The sequence below is a fragment of the Streptomyces sp. TLI_185 genome (genome assembly GCF_003814765.1).
Classification (GTDB): domain Bacteria; phylum Actinomycetota; class Actinomycetes; order Streptomycetales; family Streptomycetaceae; genus Streptomyces.
The window spans coordinates 3,067,956-3,086,440 of the sequence record NZ_RKRB01000001.1 but is presented as its reverse complement, the minus strand read 5'-3'; the positions used below and the strand labels follow the sequence as shown (position 1 = coordinate 3,086,440).

The following is an 18,485-nucleotide window of genomic DNA, read 5'->3' as shown; positions in this document are numbered from 1 at the left end:
CCCACAGGTAATGGGGTGTGACGGATGGTGGAGACCACAGGCGGGGGGCCGGGCGACGGCACCGCCGAGGTGCTTGACCGTCCGCTGCCCGACGGAGTGCGCCGCAAGGTCGTCCAGATCGTCTCGGACGGCTTCGGCGGGCTGACCGTCGGCGAACTGCCCGCACAGCTCAGGCAGTACGCCCGGTTCGCGCCGAACCGGCGGGCCAAGTTCGCCGGCAACGCGATGGCGGCCGCGCTGGAGACCGATCCGCTGTTCCGGCAGCGCATCGGGGAGAAGCTCAGAGAGGCCCAGCCGGAACTCACCGGCGCTCTCGACTCCGGCTCGCCGCCCCCGGCCGCGGATCCGCTCGACGTGGCGGCCGCGGCCTATGTCTTGCGGCCCACCGGCTGGGTGAAGCTCGTGACCGCGGCCGGCGAGGAGGCTCAGCGGGCCGACGCCGAGCGCGCCGACGAGGAGAGCCGCGCCGAGCTGGAGCGGCTGCGCGCGGAGCTCGACCGGGCTCGGGAGCAGACCCGGGTCGACACCGAGCGGCTCCGTGCCGAGCTGGACGCCGCCAAGAAGGAGGCCGACTCGCTGCACCGCAAGCTGCGAGCGGCCCTCAGTGACGTCAAGCGGGGCGAGGCCGCCCTGCGCAAGATCCAGGGCGAGATCGAGGCCGTACGCGCCGAGGGCCAGGCGCAGGTGTCCGCGGCCGAGAGCGAGTCCCGGCGGCTGAAGTCGCGGCTCGGGGAGGCGGAGGCCGCCCTGGAGGCCACGCGCAAAGCAGCGCGCGAGGGGCGCAGTGTCGAGGACATGCGCGTGCGCCTGCTTCTGGACACCGTTCTGGACGCGGCGCAAGGGCTGCGCCGGGAGCTGGCGTTGCCGCCCGTGTCCGTACGGCCGGCGGAGACCGTCGATGCGGTCGAACCGGGGCGAATGACCCCGAAAGACATTGCTGCGCGCGCTTTGTCTGAAAATGACCCCGCGATCCTGGACCAGCTGCTCGCGCTGCCGCAGGCGCACCTGGTCGTCGACGGTTACAACGTCACCAAAACGGGTTATCCCCAAATGCCTCTGGAGAAGCAGCGGTTGAGGCTCCTCGGCCAGCTTTCGCAACTCGCTGCACAGACCGGCGCCGAGGTCACCTGCGTCTTCGACGGGGCCGAGCTGGCCGCTCCGGTGCTGCTCGCGCCGCCGCGCGGAGTGCGGGTGCTGTTCTCCAAAGCGGGCGTCACCGCGGACGAGTTGATCCGCCAGCTGGTGCGCGCGGAGCCGCCCGGCAGGCCTGTCATCGTTGCCTCCACCGACCGCGAGGTGGCCGACGGAGTGGCGCGCGCGGGCGCGCGCCCGGTCGCCTCGGCGATGCTCCTGAAGCGGCTGTCCTGAGTCGTTCCTGAGTCGTTTCCCGGGCCGCTGTCCCGAAGGTCGAACTTCTAGGTTTAATGCCCGAATTGGCGCCAATCGTCACGCAACGTAGCGTCAACCTCGCGTCACTGCACGTGGGTTATGTGCAAAGAATGCATTGCGTCACTAAGATTTTTCACGCGAGGATTTGAAGTGATCACAGGAAGGTCACTAAGGTCTGGCCTCGAACCTCCGAGCGGGTGATCACTCACAAGAAGGAGCCCTCTTCCGTGGCGTCCCATCGTCGACCGAAGCAGCCGAGCCGGGCTCGTGTGACTGTGCTCACCACCGCAGCTGCTGCCGCTGTTGCTATCAGCGCCCAGGCCGCGAACGCCGCGCCGAGCGAGAAGCCCTCCAAGGACGAGGTCAAGGCCAAGGTCGACAAGCTGTACGAGGAGGCCGAGCAGGCCACCGAGAAGTTCAACGGCGCCAAGGAGAAGCAGGAGAAGCTCCAGAAGGAGATCTCCACCATCCAGGACAACGTCGCCCGGGGCCAGGAGGAGCTCAACGAGCTGCGTGACTCCATCGGCCTGGCGGCTGCCGCGCAGTACCGCACCGGCAGCATCGACTCCTCGCTCCAGCTCTTCCTGTCGTCGAACCCGAACGACTACCTGGACAAGGCGTCCACCGCCGACCAGCTCAGCGCCCAGCAGGTCGAGGCGCTGAAGAAGATCCAGGAGAAGCAGCGCGAACTCGCCCAGGAGCGGGCCGAGGCCTCCGACAAGCTCAAGGACCTCGCCTCCACCCGCACCGAACTGGGCAAGAAGAAGAAGGACGTCCAGGGCAAGCTCGCCGAGGCGCAGAAGCTGCTCAACTCGCTGACGGCCGCGGAGCGGGCGGCGCTCGCCGCCGCCGACGCCCGCGCCAGCCGCTCGGCCAGCGAGCGGGTGGACCTCGGCAATGCGACCGCCGCCTCTGGCCGCGCGCAGGCGGCCTTCAACGCCGCCCAGACCCAGCTCGGCAAGCCGTACGTGTACGGCGCCACCGGCACCGCGTCCTACGACTGCTCGGGCCTGACCTCCTGGGCCTACGCCCAGGCCGGCGTCTCGATACCGCGCACCTCGCAGGCCCAGGCCAACGCCGGCACGCGAATCTACTCCCAGAGCCAGCTCCAGGTCGGCGACCTCGTGCTCTTCTACGGCGACCTGCACCACGTCGCCCTCTACGCGGGCAACGGCCAGGTGATCCACGCCCCGCGCACCGGTACCACCGTGCGCTACGAGTCGATCAACAACATGCCGTTCCAGTTCGGCGTCCGGATCTGACACGCGCCCCTGAGGATCCGTTGCAAGATCAGGACACCGGTCCGCCCGAACGGGCGAATTACATGAACCCGCACTGACCCCACGCCCCGCCCATGACCTGCGTCAGAGGCGGGGCGTCACGTTGTGTTGCCACGGAGGTCTTTGGCCGCTGCCCCACCGCGGGGCTACTGTCTGCCGCGTTTCCCTGCTGCGGCGGGGAGGCAGTCCTTGTCGCCAGCGGAAGGAGCGCGGCTTCCCGTGGGGTCTCATCGTCGCCTTGCACCGACGTCCGGGTTCAACCGGGGCGCCGGCACCGCCTTGTGTGTGCTGTCCGCCGCGGCCTCCGCCCTCGGCGCCGTCCCGGCCGACGCCGCTCCGTACGACCACACCCGGGCCGAGGTGGACCGTCTCTACGCGGAGGCCGAGAAGGCGACCGAGGCCTACAACAAGGCCGACGAGCACGCCGACACACTGCGCAGACAGGTGAGCGACGCACAGGACCTGATCGCCCGGCAGCAGGACCGCATCAACACCATGCGGGAGTCGCTCGGTTCGCTGGCCGGCGCCCAGTACCGCTCCGGCGGCCTCGATCCGACCCTCGCCCTGCTCTTCTCCGACAACCCGGCCGACTACCTCGACAAGGCCTCCGTGCTCGACCGGATCACCGCCGAGCAGACCGGCGAACTCAGGGACCTGCAGTCCGCGATGCGTAACGTCGCCCAGGAGCGCGCCGAGGCGGTCGGCAAGCTCGCCGAGCTGGACAGGAGCCGCAAGGCCGTCGCCACCCACAAGAAGATCGTCGAGCGGAAACTCGCCGAGGCCCGCCGGCTGCTCAACTCCCTGCCGTACGGGGAGCGTGCCGCCTACGGCCGCGCCTCCCGGGACGGCCGCGGCGAGCTCTTCCCCGACTTCGGCAGCGCTCTCCCGGCCTCGGCCCGTGCGGCCGCGGCGATGGCCGCCGCCCGCTCAGCGCTCGGCATGCCGTATGTCTGGGGCGCCACCGGCCCCTACGGCTTCGACTGTTCGGGGCTGATGCAGTGGTCGTACGCGCAGGCCGGGGTCCAGCTGCCGCGCACCTCGCAGGAGCAGGCGTACGCGGGCCGGCAGATCCCGCTCTCCGAGGCGCGCCCCGGCGACCTGGTCGTCTACCGGTCCGACGCCAGCCATGTCGGGATGTACATGGGCAACGGCCAGGTGATCCACGCGCCCTACCCGGGCGCGCCCGTGCGCTACGACCCGGTGGACATGCTGCCGGTGTCCTCGGTCACGAGGGTCTGACCAACCGCCCCTGTCGGCCTTACGATCGGAAAGTGGCTGGTCGTGGGCGGGCGTCGAGGTTCTCAGTGGTGGCGCTCGTGCTGCTGCTCGTCTCACTGGTGGCATGCGGCGGGCGGGCCGCCGGCGGCAGCGCCGAGGCGGATCTGCAGCGGGTCCTCGACCGGCGGTCCACCGCCGTCCTCGACCGCGACCGGGCGGCCTTCCTGAAGACGGGCGCACCGAGCTGGTTCGAGAACCTGCGCGGGGTGCCGCTGGCGGCCTGGTCGTACCGTGTGACCGCCCTGCACCGCACCGGCGACGAGGCCACCGCCGACGCCGAACTGCGCTACCGCATCGAGGGATACGACCATGCACCCGTCACCGTCGGCCGCACCCTGACCCTTTCCCGGGAGGCCGGCGGGCGGTGGTACGTGGACGCGGACAGGCCCGCCAGGAAGTCCGCCCAGCAGCTGTGGGACCAGGGCGCGGTGACCGTCGTACGCGGCAGCCACAGCATGGTTCTCGGCACCGGGCAGTCCAGCGAGGCGCTGCACTCGTACGCGGACCTCGCGGACCGTGCGGTGCCTGCCGTGTCCGGGGCCTGGGGCAGCGACTGGGCGGGGCATGTGGTGGTGCTCGTGCCGGGGTCGGTGGAGGGCATGGCGGGGCTGCTCGGCTCGCCCGCCTCCCAGTACCGCGGGATCGCGGCGGTCACCACGGGCGAGGTGGGCGGCCCGCCGACCGCGCCCGCGGACCGCATCATCGTCAACCCGGACGCGTACGCCCTCCTCGGCCCGCTGGGCAAGCAGGTCGTGCTCACCCACGAGACCACCCATGTCGCGACCCGTGCCCACACCAACGCGGCCACCCCGCTGTGGCTGTCCGAGGGGTATGCGGACTGGATCGGCTACCTCGGCACCGGCCGCACAGCGGCCGAGGCCGCGCCCGAACTGTCGCGCGCGGTGAGCGAAGGCAGGGTGCCGGAAAACCTGCCCACCGACAAGGACTTCGGCTTCAGCGGCGACGCGACGAAGCTGGCGCAGGCCTACGAGGGCGGCTGGATGGCCTGCCGGCTGATCGCCCAGCAGTGGGGTCTGGAGCGGCTCGGGCAGTTCTACCGCGCAGTCGGCGACCACCGGCAGCGGGCGGGCTCGGTGGAGGGTGCGATGAGGACGGTGCTGGGGACGACGCCGGAGAAGTTCACCGGGCAGTGGCGGGACTACCTCCGGGCTCAACTCGGCTGATCCGGCCGGGCGATGGCCTCCTCGTTCTGCGGTTCTGCGGTTCTGCGGTTGTCGGGTGCGGGTCGGTGGGGACCGGCCGAGCATCCTCGAAGGCGCCGCCGACGGGGCTCGGCCTGCCCGGTGTGTGCCTGGCGCCGGCGCTCGCGATGAGGGTGCCGTGCGCTGGGCGTCAGGAGGAGGTCGAGGTCTCCCTGGTGCGGGTGGCCTGCGTGGGCAGGGGCGGTACGGGCTCGCGGGAGACCGTCGACTGCCACAGTTCCACGGCCCCGAGCACGGCGGCGACGACCAGCAGGCCGTTGCGGGCGACGAGGAGGGTGACGCCGAGGGTGTCGCTCGCGACGACGTGCTGGAACCAGAGGGGGAACTCCAGCACCGTCATGAAGGCGGCCGCGAGGACCAGCGCCACGGGCACCCTCATCCGGCTGCTCCGGAAACACAGGCAGACGGCCGCCAGACCGACCAGCCACACCATGTACTGCGGGCTGATCACCCGGCTGGTGACCGTGAACATCAGCACCCCCACGAAGGCCGCATCCGCGAGCGTGTTCGGCAGGAACCGTGTGGCCATCAGCCGCCACAGCAGCAGCCAGCCGAAGACGACGCCGGTCAGGAACAGGGCGGCCGAGCTGACCAGACCGACATACGGGCCGAGGAATTCGATCGAGCCGTAGTTCAGCAGCACCTGACCGTTCCAGCCGAACTGCCGGGCGATGTGGAAGACGAGGGAGCCCAGAGACTCCACCTCGGTGCCACGGTTGCGCTGGAAGGTCAGAAAGGCGAACGCGCCGGGCATGGTCACCGCGAACAGTGCCGCCAGCGCGGCCACGGTCCCCACTGCCCAGGCCCAGGTGCCACGCTTGCGGACGCCGACCAGCAGCAGCGCCGGCCACACCTTCAGCATCGCCCCGAAGCCCACGAGGACGCCCATCACGCGTGGATGCCGGGAGCCCGCGAGCAGCCCGGCCACGGCCACCGCGGTGACCATCACGTCGTAGCGCGCGTACACGGTCGGACCGAGCAGCGGTACGCCCAGCACCCACACCCAGGCGCCGCGCACGGTCTTGCCGGGGCGCAGGCCCGCGTACAGCAGCAGCGACAGGACGACCAGGTCCGCCAGGAAGGCGAGGACGAAGAAGGCCGTCGCGTAGTCGAGGAAGCCCAGCAGCGCGGGGGAGAGGATCGGGAGGGCGGCGGCGGGCGGGTACTGCCAGGTGACGTCGTCCAGCGGGAAGGTGCCGTGGCGCAGGGTCTCGTACCAGCCCTGGTAGATCACGGACACGTCGCTCGTGACGTCCGGGCCGGGGAAGACGAACACCTTGAGGACGAACAGCAGCAGCACCAGCCTGGTCAGGCCCCAGGTCACCAGCAGTCCCGCAAGGGGCCGCCTTCCGCCCGCAATGTCCACCGGAGCCCCGTTTCAGTCCGCTTCCCGTTCCGGTCTTGAGGGGAACATGATGTCCTGTGCAGCTGTGTGCTTGCCATAAACGTGGCCGTGCCGAGCTGCGTGCGCCCGTTGGATAAGGTCGGCGGCGATGCACAAGACCCTGATCGTGACGAACGACTTCCCGCCCCGACCGGGCGGTATCCAGGCGTTTCTGCACAACATGGCGCTACGGCTCGACCCCGAGCGGCTCGTCGTCTACGCGTCCACCTGGAAGCGCAGCAGGGAGGGGATCGCGGCCACGGCCGCCTTCGACGCCGAGCAGCCCTTCACCGTCGTACGCGACGCCACGACGATGCTGCTGCCCACGCCGGGCGCGACCCGGCGGGCCGTCGGGCTGCTGCGGGAGCACGGCTGTACGTCGGTGTGGTTCGGGGCGGCGGCGCCGCTCGGCCTGATGGCGCCGGCGCTGCGGAAGGCGGGCGCCGAGCGGCTGGTGGCCACGACCCACGGTCACGAGGCCGGGTGGGCGCAGCTGCCCGCCGCGCGGCAGCTGCTGCGCCGGATCGGGGAGTCGACGGACACGATCACCTACCTCGGGGAGTACACGCGCTCGCGGATCGCCGCCGCGCTGACGCCGCAGGCGGCCGGGCGGATGGTGCAGCTGCCGCCGGGCGTCGACGAGAAGACCTTCCACCCGGAGTCGGGCGGCGACGCGGTCCGGGCACGGCTCGGCCTCACCGACCGGCCCGTGGTCGTGTGCGTGTCCCGGCTGGTGCCGCGTAAGGGCCAGGACACCCTCATCCTTGCCATGCCCCGCATCCTGGCCGCCGAGCCGGAGACGGTGCTGCTGATCGTCGGCGGCGGGCCGTACGAGAAGGACCTGCGGCGACTGGCCCGCGAGACCGGCGTCGCCGACTCCGTGCGCTTCACGGGCGCCGTGCCCTGGTCCGAGCTGCCCGCCCACTACGGCGCCGGAGACGTCTTCGCCATGCCGTGCCGGACCCGCCGGGGCGGCCTCGACGTCGAGGGCCTCGGCATCGTCTACCTGGAGGCCTCGGCCACCGGCCTGCCGGTCGTCGCAGGTGACTCGGGCGGCGCGCCGGATGCGGTTCTCGACGGCGAGACGGGGTGGGTGGTCCGGGGAGGCTCGGCGGAGGAGACCGCCGAGAGGATCGTGACTCTCCTGAGCGATGCCGAGCTGCGCCGCAGGATGGGGGAGCGGGGCAGGGAGTGGGTCGAGGAGAGATGGCGGTGGGACCTGCTGGCGGAGCGGCTCAAGGCTTTGCTGTAGGGCAGCTCCGGGTGTAGGGGCGCGGGGAACTGCGCGACAAGCCACAAACGACCCGCAGTCGCCAACAACGAATATGTGGCACCCCACTAGGCGGAACGCAATAATCCGCCCATGCTGCGCACATGACAGCAAAACTGATGCAACGTCAGCTGACGAGACGTCAAATCCTGGGCATGATTGCCCTGCAGACGGCGGCCACGGCCGGCCTCACCCGCATCGGCCTACAGTCCGCCCACGCCGCCGAGCCCGACGCAGTCGACTCCGCCCCGGCGATAGTGATCGGCTCCGGCTACGGAGGCGCCGTCGCCGCCCTCCGCCTCGGCCAGGCAGGCATCCGCACCCTCGTCCTCGAGATGGGCCGTCTCTGGAACACCCCCGGCTCCGACGGCAAGGTCTTCTGCAACACCGCCAACCCGGACCAGCGCTCCATGTGGTTCCGCAACCGCACCGAGGCCCCCCTGGCCACCTTCCTGTGGCTGGACGTCGTCAACAAGGACATCACCCCGTATCCCGGCGCCCTGGACCGTGTGCACTACGACAACATGTCCGTGTACGTCGGGCGGGGCGTCGGTGGCGGTTCCCTGGTCAACGGCGGCATGGCGGTGACCCCGCTCCAGTCGTACTTCACCGAGCAGTTCCCGGCCGTGGACGCGAGCGAGATGTACAACACGTACTTCCCGCGCGCCCGTTCCATGCTCGGCGTCAACACCGTCGACCCCACGTGGTTCGAGTCCACCGAGTGGTACCAGTTCACCCGGACCTCCCGTAAGGCCGCGGCGAAGACCGGCCTGAAGACCACCTTCGTGCCGAACGTCTACGACTTCGGCTACATGCAGCGCGAGGCGGCCGGAACGGCGACCAGGTCGGCGCTCGGGCAGGAGGTCATCTACGGCAACAACTACGGCAAGCGCAGCCTCGACAAGACGTACCTGGCCTCGGCGCTCGGCACCGGGAACGTCACCATCAACACCCTGGAGAAGGTGAAGGCCATCGGCCGGGCGAGCGACGGGAGCTGGACCCTGACCGCGGACCGGATCGACAACACCGGCGCGGTCGTCGAGACCAAGCAGTACAGCTGCACGTACCTCTTCCTCGGCGGCGGCAGCCTCGGCACCACCGAACTCCTCGTCCGGGCACGGGACACGGGCGCCCTGCCCGCGCTGAACTCCAGCGTCGGCGCCGGCTGGGGCACCAACGGCAACACCATGCTCGGCCGCGCCAACCACATCTGGGACACCACCGGCGCCAACCAGTCGACCATGCCGGTCATGGGCATCGACGACTGGGCCAACACCGACAACCCGGTCTTCGCGGAGATCGCCCCGCTGCCCATCGGGTTCGAGACCTGGGTCAGCCTCTATCTGGCGATCACCAAGAACCCGGAGCGGGCGAGATTCACGTACGACTCCTCGACCGGAGCGGTCAAACTCGGCTGGAGTGCCGCACAGAGCGCCGTCTCGGTCGCCATGGCCAAGAAACTGTTCGACCGGATCAACTCGGCCAACGCCACGATCTACCGCTACGACCTGTTCGGATCGTCGAACAAGATCTTCGCCGACGACTTCTGCTACCACCCGCTGGGCGGCTGCGTCCTCGGCAAGGCGACCGACAACTACGGCCGGGTGAAGGGGTATTCGAAGCTGTACGTCACCGACGGCTCGCTCGTGCCGGGATCGATCGGCGTGAACCCGTTCGTGACCATCACCGCGCTCGCCGAACGGACGATGGCGCGGGTCCTCGTGGAGGACACCGCGCCATGAGCCGTCGTAGGACCGGGGCGTGCTACTTCGCGTAGATCGCCTCGATCTCGTCCGCGTAGTCCTTCGCCACCACATTGCGCTTGAGCTTCAGCGACGGCGTCAGGTGGCCGGACTCCTCAGTGAACTGGGAGGACAGAATGCGGAACTTCCGCACCGATTCCGCCTTCGACACCGCGGCGTTGCCGTCGTCGATTGCCGACTGGATCGCGGCCTGCAGGTCCGCGTCCTCGCGCAGCGACGCCGCGGTGGAACCCGCCGGCTTGCCGTGCTCGGCGGCCCAGCGGCCCAGGAACTCGTCGTCGATGGTGACCAGCGCGCCCACGAACGGCCGCCCGTCGCCCACCACCATGCACTCCGCGACCAGGGCGTGCGCCCGGATGCGGTCCTCGATCACGGCCGGGGCGACGTTCTTGCCGCCCGCGGTGACGATGATCTCCTTCTTGCGGCCGGTGATCCTGAGGTAGCCGTCCTCGTCGAGCGTGCCGATGTCACCGGTGTGGAACCAGCCGTCGGCCAGCGCCTCCGCGGTCGCCGCCTCGTTGTTCCAGTACCCCTTGAACAGGTGCTCGCCGTGCAGCAGCACCTCGCCGTCGTCCGCGATGCGGATCACCGAGCCGGGCAGCGGCTGGCCGACCGTGCCGATCTTCTGGCGGTCCCAGGGGTTGAAGGCGGTGGCGGCACAGGACTCGGTCAGGCCGTAGCCCTCCAGGACCGAGAAGCCGATGCCGCGGAAGAAGTGCCCGAGGCGCTCGCCCAGGGGGGCGCCGCCGGAGATGGCGTACTCGCCGCGGCCGCCGAGCACCGCGCGCAGCTTGCTGTAGACGAGCTTGTCGAACGTCTTGTACTTGATCTTCAGGCCGAGCGACGGGCCGGACGGGGTGTCCAGCGCGCGGCTGTACGCGATCGCGGTGTCCGCCGCCTTGTCGAAGATCTTGCCCTTGCCGTCCGCCTGCGCCTTGGCGCGCGCCGAGTTGTAGACCTTCTCGAAGACGCGCGGCACACCGAGGATCAGCGTCGGCCGGAACGAGGCCAGTTCGTCGGTGAGGTTCTTGATGTCCGGGACCAGGCCCAGCTTGATCGGCGCCATCATCGGCGCGATCTGCACCAGCCGGCCGAAGACGTGCGCGAGCGGCAGGAACAGCAGCACTGAGCAGTCGCCCGTGCGGAACAGCGGGCGCAGCCGTTCCACGATGTTGCCGCACTCGGCGAAGAAGCTGCGGTGGGTGAGCACACAGCCCTTGGGGCGGCCGGTGGTGCCGGAGGTGTAGACGATCGTCGCCGGGTCGTCGGCCCGCGCCAGCGAGCTGCGGTCCTCGACCATCGCGTCGGTGACGTCCTTGCCGGTGTTGCCGAGCTCCTCGAGCGCGCCGGCCTCGATCTGCCAGACGTGCTTGAGGGCGGGCAGCGACTCGCGCACCGACTCGACGGCGGCCGCGTGGTTGTCCAGCTCGACGATCATGGCGGTCGCGCCCGAGTCGGACAGGATCCACTGCACCTGCTCCGGCGAGCTGGTCTCGTACACCGGCACGGTGACCGCGCCGGCGCTCCAGATCGCGAAGTCCAGCAGCGTCCACTCGTAGCGGGTGCGGGACATCAGGCCGACCCGGTCGCCGGGCTGGACGCCGGAGGCGATGAGCCCCTTGGCGGCCGCGTGCACCTCGGCCAGGAAGGCCGTGGCCGTCACGTCCTGCCACTGGCCGCCCACCTTGCGGGCGATCACGGCCACATCGGGGTGCTGCGCGGCGTTTCTGCGGACGATGTCGGTGAGGTTGCCGTCCGCAGGGACCTCGTACAAAGCCGGAAGGCTGAACTCGCGCAAGACTGCTGCTCCTAATAAGGCGCCGGCGCCACGACGTTGTGTGATGCGACGGTGGGTCCAAGGCTCGGGCAGGTGCTCAGAGATTCAGTGGTTGAAATACTGAGCACGACTGGACTGCCCGGACGTTACCCGCCGGTATGGCTTCTTCGACAGGGGGTCCCGGCGAGATGTTCGCTGCGTCACACGGGTTGGTGTTCCTTTGCGTACGGTAGTCCACCCGCTAACTGACTGGCCAGTAACGGCAGGACCGGCCGCCACTGTTCACGTACACCCCACACGCTTACCCTTGATCGCCATGGCATCCACACCACCCGGCAACCGCAGGACACGTGTCCATGTGGTCAGCGACGTGCACGGCAACGCCCGTGACCTGGCCAGGGCCGGCGAGGGTGCCGATGCCCTGATCTGTCTGGGCGACCTGGTCCTCTTCCTCGACTACGCCGACCACTCGCGCGGGATCTTCCCCGACCTGTTCGGCGAGGAGAACGCCGACCGCATCGTCGAGCTGCGCACCGCCCGCCGCTTCCAGGAGGCACGGGAGTTCGGGGCCCGGCTGTGGGGCGGCATCGGCACGGACCGGGCCGCCGCGATCGAGCAGGCGGTGCGCAAGCAGTACGCCGAGATGTTCGCGGCGTTCCCGACACCGACGTACGCCACCTACGGCAATGTCGACATGCCGCCCCTGTGGCCGGAGTACGCCGGCCCGGGCACGACCGTGCTCGACGGCGAGCGCGTGGAGATCGGCGGCCGCACCTTCGGCTTCGTCGGCGGCGGCCTCAAGTCCCCCATGCGCACCCCCTACGAGATCAGCGACGAGGAGTACGCGGCGAAGATCGAGGCCGTCGGCGAGGTGGACGTGCTGTGCACCCACATCCCGCCGGAGGTGCCCGAGCTGGTCTACGACACGGTGGCGCGGCGCTTCGAGCGGGGCAGCCGGGCGCTGCTGGACGCGATCCGCCGCACCCGCCCCCGGTACGCGCTGTTCGGTCACGTCCACCAGCCGCTGGCGCGGCGGATGCGGATCGGGGCCACGGAGTGCGTGAACGTGGGGCACTTCGCGGGGACCGGGAAGCCCTGGGCGCTTGAATGGTGAATGAACGCAGGTGGGGGTGAAGGCGGCTGCCGACGTGCGCGGTAGCCTTCACGCTGCGCGCACGATGCGCACGACGACTTCCTTACCGGCCCGCATCTGGAGGAGCCACGGCGATGGCGGAACACACCAGCTCGAGCATCACGATCGAGGCGGCACCGGCCGACGTCATGGGGGTGATCGCAGACTTCGCGCGCTACCCGGACTGGACCGGTGAGGTGAAGGAGGCGGAGGTCCTCGAGACGGACGCCCAGGGCCGCGCGGAGCAGGTCCGCCTCGTCATGGACGCAGGCGCGATCAAGGACGACCAGGTGCTTGCGTACACCTGGACCGGTGAGGATTCGGTTTCCTGGACCCTGGTCAAGTCGCAGATGCTGCGGTCGCTCGACGGGTCGTACATCTTGAAGCCTGCGGGGGCGGGGGCGACCGAGGTCACGTATCAGCTGACCGTCGACGTCAAGATCCCGATGCTGGGGATGATCAAGCGGAAGGCCGAGAAGGTCATCATTGACCGGGCTTTGGCGGGGCTGAAGAAGCGGGTCGAGTCGGGGGAGAAGTAACGGGTCTCGCCATGGGGGTGCTTGTGGGAGTCCGGGCGCGGGTTCGTTGCGGCCGGTCGCGCCCACGCGGCGGAGCCGCACATTGATTCAGCCCCGCGCCCCTAAGGGCGTCTGAGTTACCGTTCAGCCTCATGCGCACCATCCTGATCACCGGGCCCGGCGGTAGCGGTCGTACGACAGTCGCGGCCGCCACTGCCTTGGCTGCCGCTCGCGAGGGAACCCGCACCCTCGTCCTGAGCGCTGACCGCACCGACACCCTCGGTGCTGTCCTCGGCGTGACGACCGGCCCGGCGCCCGCCCGCGTCGCCCCGAACCTCACCGCCTGGCGCCCCGATGCCGTCGCCGGGTTCCGGGACGACCTCACCGCCTTCCAGGAGCGCGCTGCCAACGTTCTCGATCTGCTCGGGGCCTCCCGGCTGGATGCCGAGGAGGTCACGCCCCTTCCGGGTGCCGAGGAGCTGAACCTGCTGCGTGCCCTGCGGGACGCGGCCCTCGCGGAGGCTCACGACCTGCTGGTCGTCGACCTGCCGCCGACCCCGCAGGCGCTCGCCCTGCTCGCCCTGCCCGAAGAGCTGCGCCGCTATCTGCGCCGGCTGCTGCCGCCCGAGCGGCAGGCGGCCCGGGCCCTGCGGCCCGTTCTCGGGCGGCTCGCCGGGATCCCCATGCCCTCGGAGTGGCTGTACGAGACGGCCGCCCGCTGGGACGCCGAGCTCGGCGCCGTCGAGGCGGTCCTCGCCGACCGGGCCACCGTCGTACGGCTGGTCGCCGAACCCGGACCGGCCGGCGCCGACGCCGTACACTCCGCCGGGCTCGCCCTGGCCCTGCACGGCCTGCGCTCCGACAGCGTGGTGGCCAACCGGGTGCTGCCGGAGGGCGCGAGCGGCTGGCTCGCCGGGCTCGTTGCCCAGCAGCGCAAGGCCCTGGAGGAGTGGCAGGAGCCGTACCACGTCCGGACGGTCGCCCACCTCGGCCGCGACCCACGAGGCATGGACGACCTCGCCGCACTCGCCGTCCCCGGCGCCCTGGACGTCAACGACACGACCTCCACCGTCGAGTGGCCCGTCACCGACCGGCTCGCCGACGACGGCGTGCTCGTCTGGCACATCCCGCTGCCCGGCGCCATACGCGACGACCTGGACCTCATCCGGCGGGGCGACGAACTCGTCGTCGCGGCAGGCCAGTTCCGCCGTATCGTCCCGCTGCCGTCCGTCCTGCGCCGCTGCACCGTCGAGGGGGCCGGGCTGCGCGAGGGCGAACTGCGCATCCGGTTCGTGCCCGACCCGGATCTGTGGCCTCAGAGGCCGTGAACCACGTACGCCCATTCGGGTAACGTCGTAGAGACGAACCGTAGTCAGGAGGTCGTCATGAGCGAAGAGCGCCCCCCGTCCGACGCCGGCAATCACGAGGTGATCGACGAGGTGCGGGCGACCGACGCCGACGCCTGGGCGAAGGCGTGTGCCGAGGACCTCGCGGCGGAGAAGGCCCGCCGCCGCGCCGAGTACGGCCAGCCGCCGATCTCGGCCGGCGAGGAACTGCGCAAGCTCGTCGACGCCGTCTCGGAGAAGCTGTCGTCGATCCAGTCGCCGCTGCTCGGCGCCGTCGCCGGACCTGCCGCCCAGCAGGTGGTGAAGCAGGTCGTCCAGCAGGCGAAGGCCGCGGTCGAGCCCGTCATCGAACGCAATCCGGACGTCTTCGACCACCTCGCCGCCGCGGGCAACGAACTGCTCGCCGCCTACCGCTCAGCGGTCCAGGCCCAGGAACAGCGCTGGACGAGCCGTACGACCGACCTGCACAAGGATCTGGACGAGGGCCGGGACGGCGACGAGGGCGGCACCGGTCCCGGGCAACGCATCGACCTGGACTGACACCTCCCCACACCCCTCCCTCAGGCCTCGCCGCCCCGCTCCCGCCTGCCCAGCGATTGGACGTCGAGGCCTTGGTGGCAGGGCCTCGGGTACGGTTGGCCGTAGCGGGGCTCGACCGAAACTGAGGGATTCATGGGACTCACCATCGGCGTCGACATCGGCGGCACCAAGATCGCGGCCGGCGTGGTCGATGAGGAAGGCAACATCCTCTCCACGCACAAGGTGCCGACCCCGGGCACGCCCGAGGCGATCGTGGACGCCATCGCCTCCGCCGTGGAGGGCGCACGCGCCGGGCACGAGATCGTCGGCGTGGGCATCGGTGCGGCCGGGTACGTCAACCGCCAGCGCTCGGAGGTCTACTTCGCGCCCAACATCGACTGGCGCAACGAGCCGCTGAAGGCCAAGGTCGAGGCCCGCGTGGGCCTGCCGGTCGTCGTGGAGAACGACGCCAACGCGGCCGCATGGGGCGAGTACAAGTTCGGCGCGGGCAAGGGCCACCGCAACGTCATCTGCATCACCCTCGGCACCGGCCTCGGCGGCGGCATCATCATCGGCAACAAGCTGCGCCGCGGGCACTACGGCGTGGCCGCCGAGTTCGGGCACATCCGCATGGTGCCGGACGGCCTGCTGTGCGGCTGCGGCAGCCAGGGCTGCTGGGAGCAGTACGCCTCCGGGCGCGCCCTCGTCAGATACGCCAAGCAGCGTGCCAACGCCACCCCCGAGAACGCCGAGATCCTGCTCGGCCTCGGTGACGGCAGCCCCGACGGCATCGAGGGCAAGCACATCTCCATGGCCGCCCGCCAGGGCGACCCGGTCGCCGTCGACTCCTACCGCGAGCTCGCCCGCTGGGCCGGCGCGGGCCTCGCCGACCTGGCCTCCCTCTTCGACCCCTCCGCCTTCATCGTCGGCGGCGGCCTCTCGGACGAGGGTGAACTGGTCCTCGACCCGATCCGCAAGTCCTACAAGCGCTGGCTGGTGGGCGGCAACTGGCGCCCGGTGGCCGAGGTCATCGCCGCCCAACTGGGCAACAAGGCGGGCCTGGTCGGAGCAGCAGACCTGGCCCGGGAGCCCGACCCCATCATGTAAGGCCCACTTCTCGCCATGCGGCCACTGGGGCCGCCCCTCAAGGGGCGCGGGGCGGTAGTCGATTTGCGGCTACCGCCGCGCGGGCGCGACCAGCCACACTCAGCCGGCAGCCGCCCACAAGCCCCGCGCCCCGAGCCATTGGGCGTACATTGATCCACATGGAGCTGCTGCCCAACTCCCACACGGAACCGGACGGTTCAGCCGTCATCCGAGTCCTCAGCTACAACATCCGCTCCATGCGCGATGACACGGATGCCCTCGCCAGGGTGATCAACGCCTGCACACCCGATCTCGTCCTGATCCAGGAAGCCCCCCGTTTCTTCCGCTGGCGCAAGAAACTCGCCCGCCTGGCAGCGGCCTCCGGCCAGGTGATCCTCACGGGCGGTGCGACAGCGTCCGGACCGGCGATCCTGTGCAGTCTGAGGGCCACGGTCGAGCGCACGGAAGACGTCCTCCTCCCGCTCACCCCCGGCCTGCACCGCCGCGGCTTCGCCACCGCGGTGGTCCGTTTCGGCGGCGCCCGCCTCGGCGTGGTCAGCTACCACCTCTCCCTGCAGGCGGACGAGCGGTACGAGCAGGGCGGCCTGCTCCTCGACCGGCTGGCCGGCCTCGGGGTGGAGCACGCGATCGCGGGCGGCGACCTCAACGACCGTCCCACCGGCCGCACCTTCCACCGCCTCGCCGACGGCCTGCAGGACTGCTGGGCCACCACCCCCTGGGGCAGTGAGTACACCTCGACGCCCGCAACGCCCCACCAGCGCATCGACGCGATCTTCGCCACCAAGGGCATCGAGGTGCTCGGCTGCGGTGTCCCGCGGGAGCATCCCGGGGTGGCCGAGACCGACCTCATGAGGGCGACTGATCACCTGCCCGTGCTGGCCGCACTCCGCGTGCCCGCGGCCTGAGCCACACCCGCCGGACGGAGTCCGGCGCCGTCGCCCGAAGCCTGTGAGGCACTGGGGCCGAGCAGGGCGGGGGTGGCGTTGAGAGGTACTGCTCTGAGGGCGGCCACGGACCACCTTCCGTCCTGGCCGCCCTCAGCATCCCGGCGAGCTAGACGACGGCTCCGCGCCCCGGATCGTCGTTGTCCTCGTCGTCCGTCTTCATCCGCATCACCAGCGTGGCGAAACCGCCCAGGAAGCCGCCGATGCCGAGGGTGGCCAGCCACCAGGTCATGTCCCAGCTGAGCAGCACCGCCAGCAGGAGCAGGATCGGACCGCCGATCACCCCCAGCCAGGCGAACTTCGCGGTCGTGTCGGCGGTGGGCAGCGGCGGCGGCTCCGGCGGTACGAAGTGGCCCTCGTCGTCCCCGTCGAAGTCGTCCTCGGACGGCTCGGCGGCCGTGTAGTCACGCGGGCCGACGCCGGGCGCGAAGGAGACGGAGCCGCCCAGGGGCTTCTTCGGCTTCTCCTGCTTCGGCGCCTCACCCTCGGAGTCGCCGTTGGTCTCCGGCTCGAGCAGCGCCAGGTCCTCGACCGACTTGAAGGGCTTGGTGCCCGGCGGGTCCTTCGGCTCGTCGCCGTAACCGGCGACGATCGCGGCCCACGCGGCGTCCTCGTCGAAGGGGACGCCCTGCTCCTCCGGCTCGCGATCCTCGCGGTCCGAGTCGTGCTCAGCCACCTGCGGCCGTCCCTTCCTTGCCGACACTGGGTGCGAGCCGGCCGATGAACGCGAGGCTCTCTTCGAAAATCCGGTCCGCATCGTGGTCCAACGTCGCCACGTGGTAGCTCTGTTCCAGCAGTATCTCCGTCACGTCCCTCGACGAGACCCGGCCGAGGATCCGCGCCGAGTCGGCCGGCGGCACGACGTGGTCCTGCGGGCTGCGCAGCAATAGCAGCGGCTGCGTGACCTGCGGCAGCTCGCCGTCGACCAGCCGGAAGAAGTTCCGCAGGGAGTGCGCCGCGTGCAGCGGAACCCGGTCGTAGCCCAGCTCGGCGCTGCCCTCCTTCGCGATGTCGCTGGCGATCCCCTTCGACGTGCGCACGAGATGGCGGGCCACGGGAAGCGCGTACGGCGAAAAGCCGTGCATGCGGTTCGCCGGGTTGACGACCACCACGCCGCCGACCGCCTCCCCGTGCTTCGCCGCCAGGCGCAGCGCCAGGGTGGCGCCCATGGACAGGCCGGCCACGAACACGTCGCTGCAGCGCTCGCGCAGGGACCGCAGCTCGCGGTCCACCTCGGCGTACCAGTCCTGCCAGCCGGTGAGCTGCATGTCCTCCCAGCGGGTGCCGTGCCCGGGCAGCAGCGGGAGCGAGACCGTGAGGCCGCGAGCGGCGAGATACTCGGCCCAGGGGCGCAGCGACTGGGGGGAACCGGTGAAGCCGTGGCAGAGCAGGACGCCGACCTCCCCGCCCTCGTGGCGGTACGGCTCGGCTCCAGGAAGGACCGGCACCTTCGGTCTCCTGTTCATGAGAGTTGAGAGTGACGTGAAGTCCAGGTGCTTCACCGTACGCGACCGCACTGACACCGACCAGGGTCGTCGGCTCCTTCGACAGTGCT

Annotated in this window: 16 protein-coding genes; 12 read left to right on the top strand and 4 right to left on the bottom strand. The window is 70.5% G+C overall.

Features of this window, described 5'->3' with window-relative positions; all coding sequences use genetic code 11:
* The first annotated feature begins 24 nt into the window (after positions 1-24).
* From EDD92_RS14015 to EDD92_RS14000, 4 genes are all read left to right on the top strand, one after another.
* On the top strand, positions 25-1,368 hold the full coding sequence (locus EDD92_RS14015; RefSeq protein ID WP_123964618.1) for an NYN domain-containing protein: 1,344 nt from the start codon (positions 25-27) through the stop codon (positions 1,366-1,368).
* Positions 1,369-1,616: 248 nt separating this feature from the next.
* Entirely contained in the window at positions 1,617-2,651 is a 1,035-nt protein-coding gene (locus EDD92_RS14010; protein ID WP_123964617.1) for a C40 family peptidase, read from the top strand.
* Between the two features lie 237 nt (positions 2,652-2,888).
* A complete protein-coding gene (locus tag EDD92_RS14005; protein ID WP_123964616.1) occupies positions 2,889-3,908 on the top strand; it encodes an NlpC/P60 family protein in 1,020 nt (339 codons plus the stop codon).
* A 32-nt stretch (positions 3,909-3,940) separates the two neighbouring features.
* Positions 3,941-5,131, top strand: a complete 1,191-nt coding sequence (locus EDD92_RS14000; protein ID WP_185124010.1) for a hypothetical protein — start codon at positions 3,941-3,943, stop codon at positions 5,129-5,131.
* 169 nt (positions 5,132-5,300) lie between these two features.
* Here the strand turns inward: EDD92_RS14000 and EDD92_RS13995 are convergent, their stop codons facing one another.
* A complete protein-coding gene (locus tag EDD92_RS13995; protein ID WP_123964615.1) occupies positions 5,301-6,536 on the bottom strand; it encodes a glycosyltransferase family 87 protein in 1,236 nt (411 codons plus the stop codon).
* Positions 6,537-6,663: 127 nt separating this feature from the next.
* Here EDD92_RS13995 and EDD92_RS13990 point away from each other — a divergent pair, with 127 nt between their 5' ends.
* Both EDD92_RS13990 and EDD92_RS13985 read left to right on the top strand, forming a co-directional pair.
* On the top strand, positions 6,664-7,806 hold the full coding sequence (locus EDD92_RS13990) for a glycosyltransferase family 4 protein (RefSeq protein WP_123964614.1): 1,143 nt from the start codon (positions 6,664-6,666) through the stop codon (positions 7,804-7,806).
* A 173-nt stretch (positions 7,807-7,979) separates the two neighbouring features.
* Positions 7,980-9,566, top strand: a complete 1,587-nt coding sequence (locus EDD92_RS13985; protein ID WP_123964613.1) for a GMC oxidoreductase — start codon at positions 7,980-7,982, stop codon at positions 9,564-9,566.
* Positions 9,567-9,588: 22 nt separating this feature from the next.
* Here the strand turns inward: EDD92_RS13985 and EDD92_RS13980 are convergent, their stop codons facing one another.
* Positions 9,589-11,385 carry a long-chain fatty acid--CoA ligase gene (locus EDD92_RS13980; RefSeq protein WP_123964612.1) on the bottom strand — a complete coding sequence of 599 codons (1,797 nt, stop codon included), beginning with the start codon at positions 11,383-11,385 and terminating at the stop codon, positions 9,589-9,591.
* A 337-nt stretch (positions 11,386-11,722) separates the two neighbouring features.
* Between EDD92_RS13980 and EDD92_RS13975 the strand changes: the two genes are divergently transcribed.
* The 6 genes from EDD92_RS13975 (at position 11,723) to EDD92_RS13950 (ending at position 16,891) form a co-directional block, all read left to right on the top strand.
* The gene (locus tag EDD92_RS13975; protein WP_185124410.1) at positions 11,723-12,478 is read left to right on the top strand and encodes a metallophosphoesterase; all 756 of its coding nucleotides are present in this window, start codon (positions 11,723-11,725) and stop codon (positions 12,476-12,478) included.
* A 113-nt stretch (positions 12,479-12,591) separates the two neighbouring features.
* Positions 12,592-13,035, top strand: a complete 444-nt coding sequence (locus EDD92_RS13970; RefSeq protein WP_123964610.1) for an SRPBCC family protein — start codon at positions 12,592-12,594, stop codon at positions 13,033-13,035.
* A gap of 131 nt (positions 13,036-13,166) precedes the next feature.
* Complete coding sequence (locus tag EDD92_RS13965; RefSeq protein WP_123964609.1) at positions 13,167-14,342, top strand: ArsA family ATPase; 1,176 nt, start codon at positions 13,167-13,169, stop codon at positions 14,340-14,342.
* A gap of 57 nt (positions 14,343-14,399) precedes the next feature.
* Positions 14,400-14,900 carry a DUF5304 domain-containing protein gene (locus EDD92_RS13960; RefSeq protein WP_123964608.1) on the top strand — a complete coding sequence of 167 codons (501 nt, stop codon included), beginning with the start codon at positions 14,400-14,402 and terminating at the stop codon, positions 14,898-14,900.
* 132 nt (positions 14,901-15,032) lie between these two features.
* Positions 15,033-15,986, top strand: coding sequence for an ROK family glucokinase (locus tag EDD92_RS13955; RefSeq protein WP_123964607.1), 954 nt, complete (start codon positions 15,033-15,035; stop codon positions 15,984-15,986).
* A gap of 158 nt (positions 15,987-16,144) precedes the next feature.
* Positions 16,145-16,891 (top strand): endonuclease/exonuclease/phosphatase family protein, encoded by a 747-nt coding sequence (locus tag EDD92_RS13950; protein WP_123964606.1) that lies wholly within the window; start codon positions 16,145-16,147, stop codon positions 16,889-16,891.
* Positions 16,892-17,039: 148 nt separating this feature from the next.
* Here EDD92_RS13950 and EDD92_RS13945 read toward each other — a convergent pair whose 3' ends face one another.
* A complete protein-coding gene (locus tag EDD92_RS13945; RefSeq protein ID WP_123964605.1) occupies positions 17,040-17,606 on the bottom strand; it encodes a hypothetical protein in 567 nt (188 codons plus the stop codon).
* On the bottom strand, positions 17,599-18,378 hold the full coding sequence (locus EDD92_RS13940; protein ID WP_123970385.1) for a carboxylesterase: 780 nt from the start codon (positions 18,376-18,378) through the stop codon (positions 17,599-17,601). The genes EDD92_RS13945 and EDD92_RS13940 overlap by 8 nt, the downstream gene beginning before the upstream one ends.
* Positions 18,379-18,485: the final 107 nt, after the last annotated feature.

Bases quoted from the DNA above. Each gene is read 5' to 3' on its own strand.
- EDD92_RS13955 (WP_123964607.1), top strand. From the start codon at position 15,033: ATGGGACTCACCATCGGCGTCGACATCGGCGGCACCAAGATCGCGGCC.
- EDD92_RS13950 (WP_123964606.1), top strand. From the start codon at position 16,145: ATGGAGCTGCTGCCCAACTCCCACACGGAACCGGACGGTTCAGCCGTC.
- EDD92_RS13990 (WP_123964614.1), top strand. From the start codon at position 6,664: ATGCACAAGACCCTGATCGTGACGAACGACTTCCCGCCCCGACCGGGC.
- EDD92_RS14015 (WP_123964618.1), top strand. From the start codon at position 25: ATGGTGGAGACCACAGGCGGGGGGCCGGGCGACGGCACCGCCGAGGTG.
- EDD92_RS13970 (WP_123964610.1), top strand. From the start codon at position 12,592: ATGGCGGAACACACCAGCTCGAGCATCACGATCGAGGCGGCACCGGCC.
- EDD92_RS13965 (WP_123964609.1), top strand. From the start codon at position 13,167: ATGCGCACCATCCTGATCACCGGGCCCGGCGGTAGCGGTCGTACGACA.
- EDD92_RS13960 (WP_123964608.1), top strand. From the start codon at position 14,400: ATGAGCGAAGAGCGCCCCCCGTCCGACGCCGGCAATCACGAGGTGATC.
- EDD92_RS13985 (WP_123964613.1), top strand. From the start codon at position 7,980: ATGATTGCCCTGCAGACGGCGGCCACGGCCGGCCTCACCCGCATCGGC.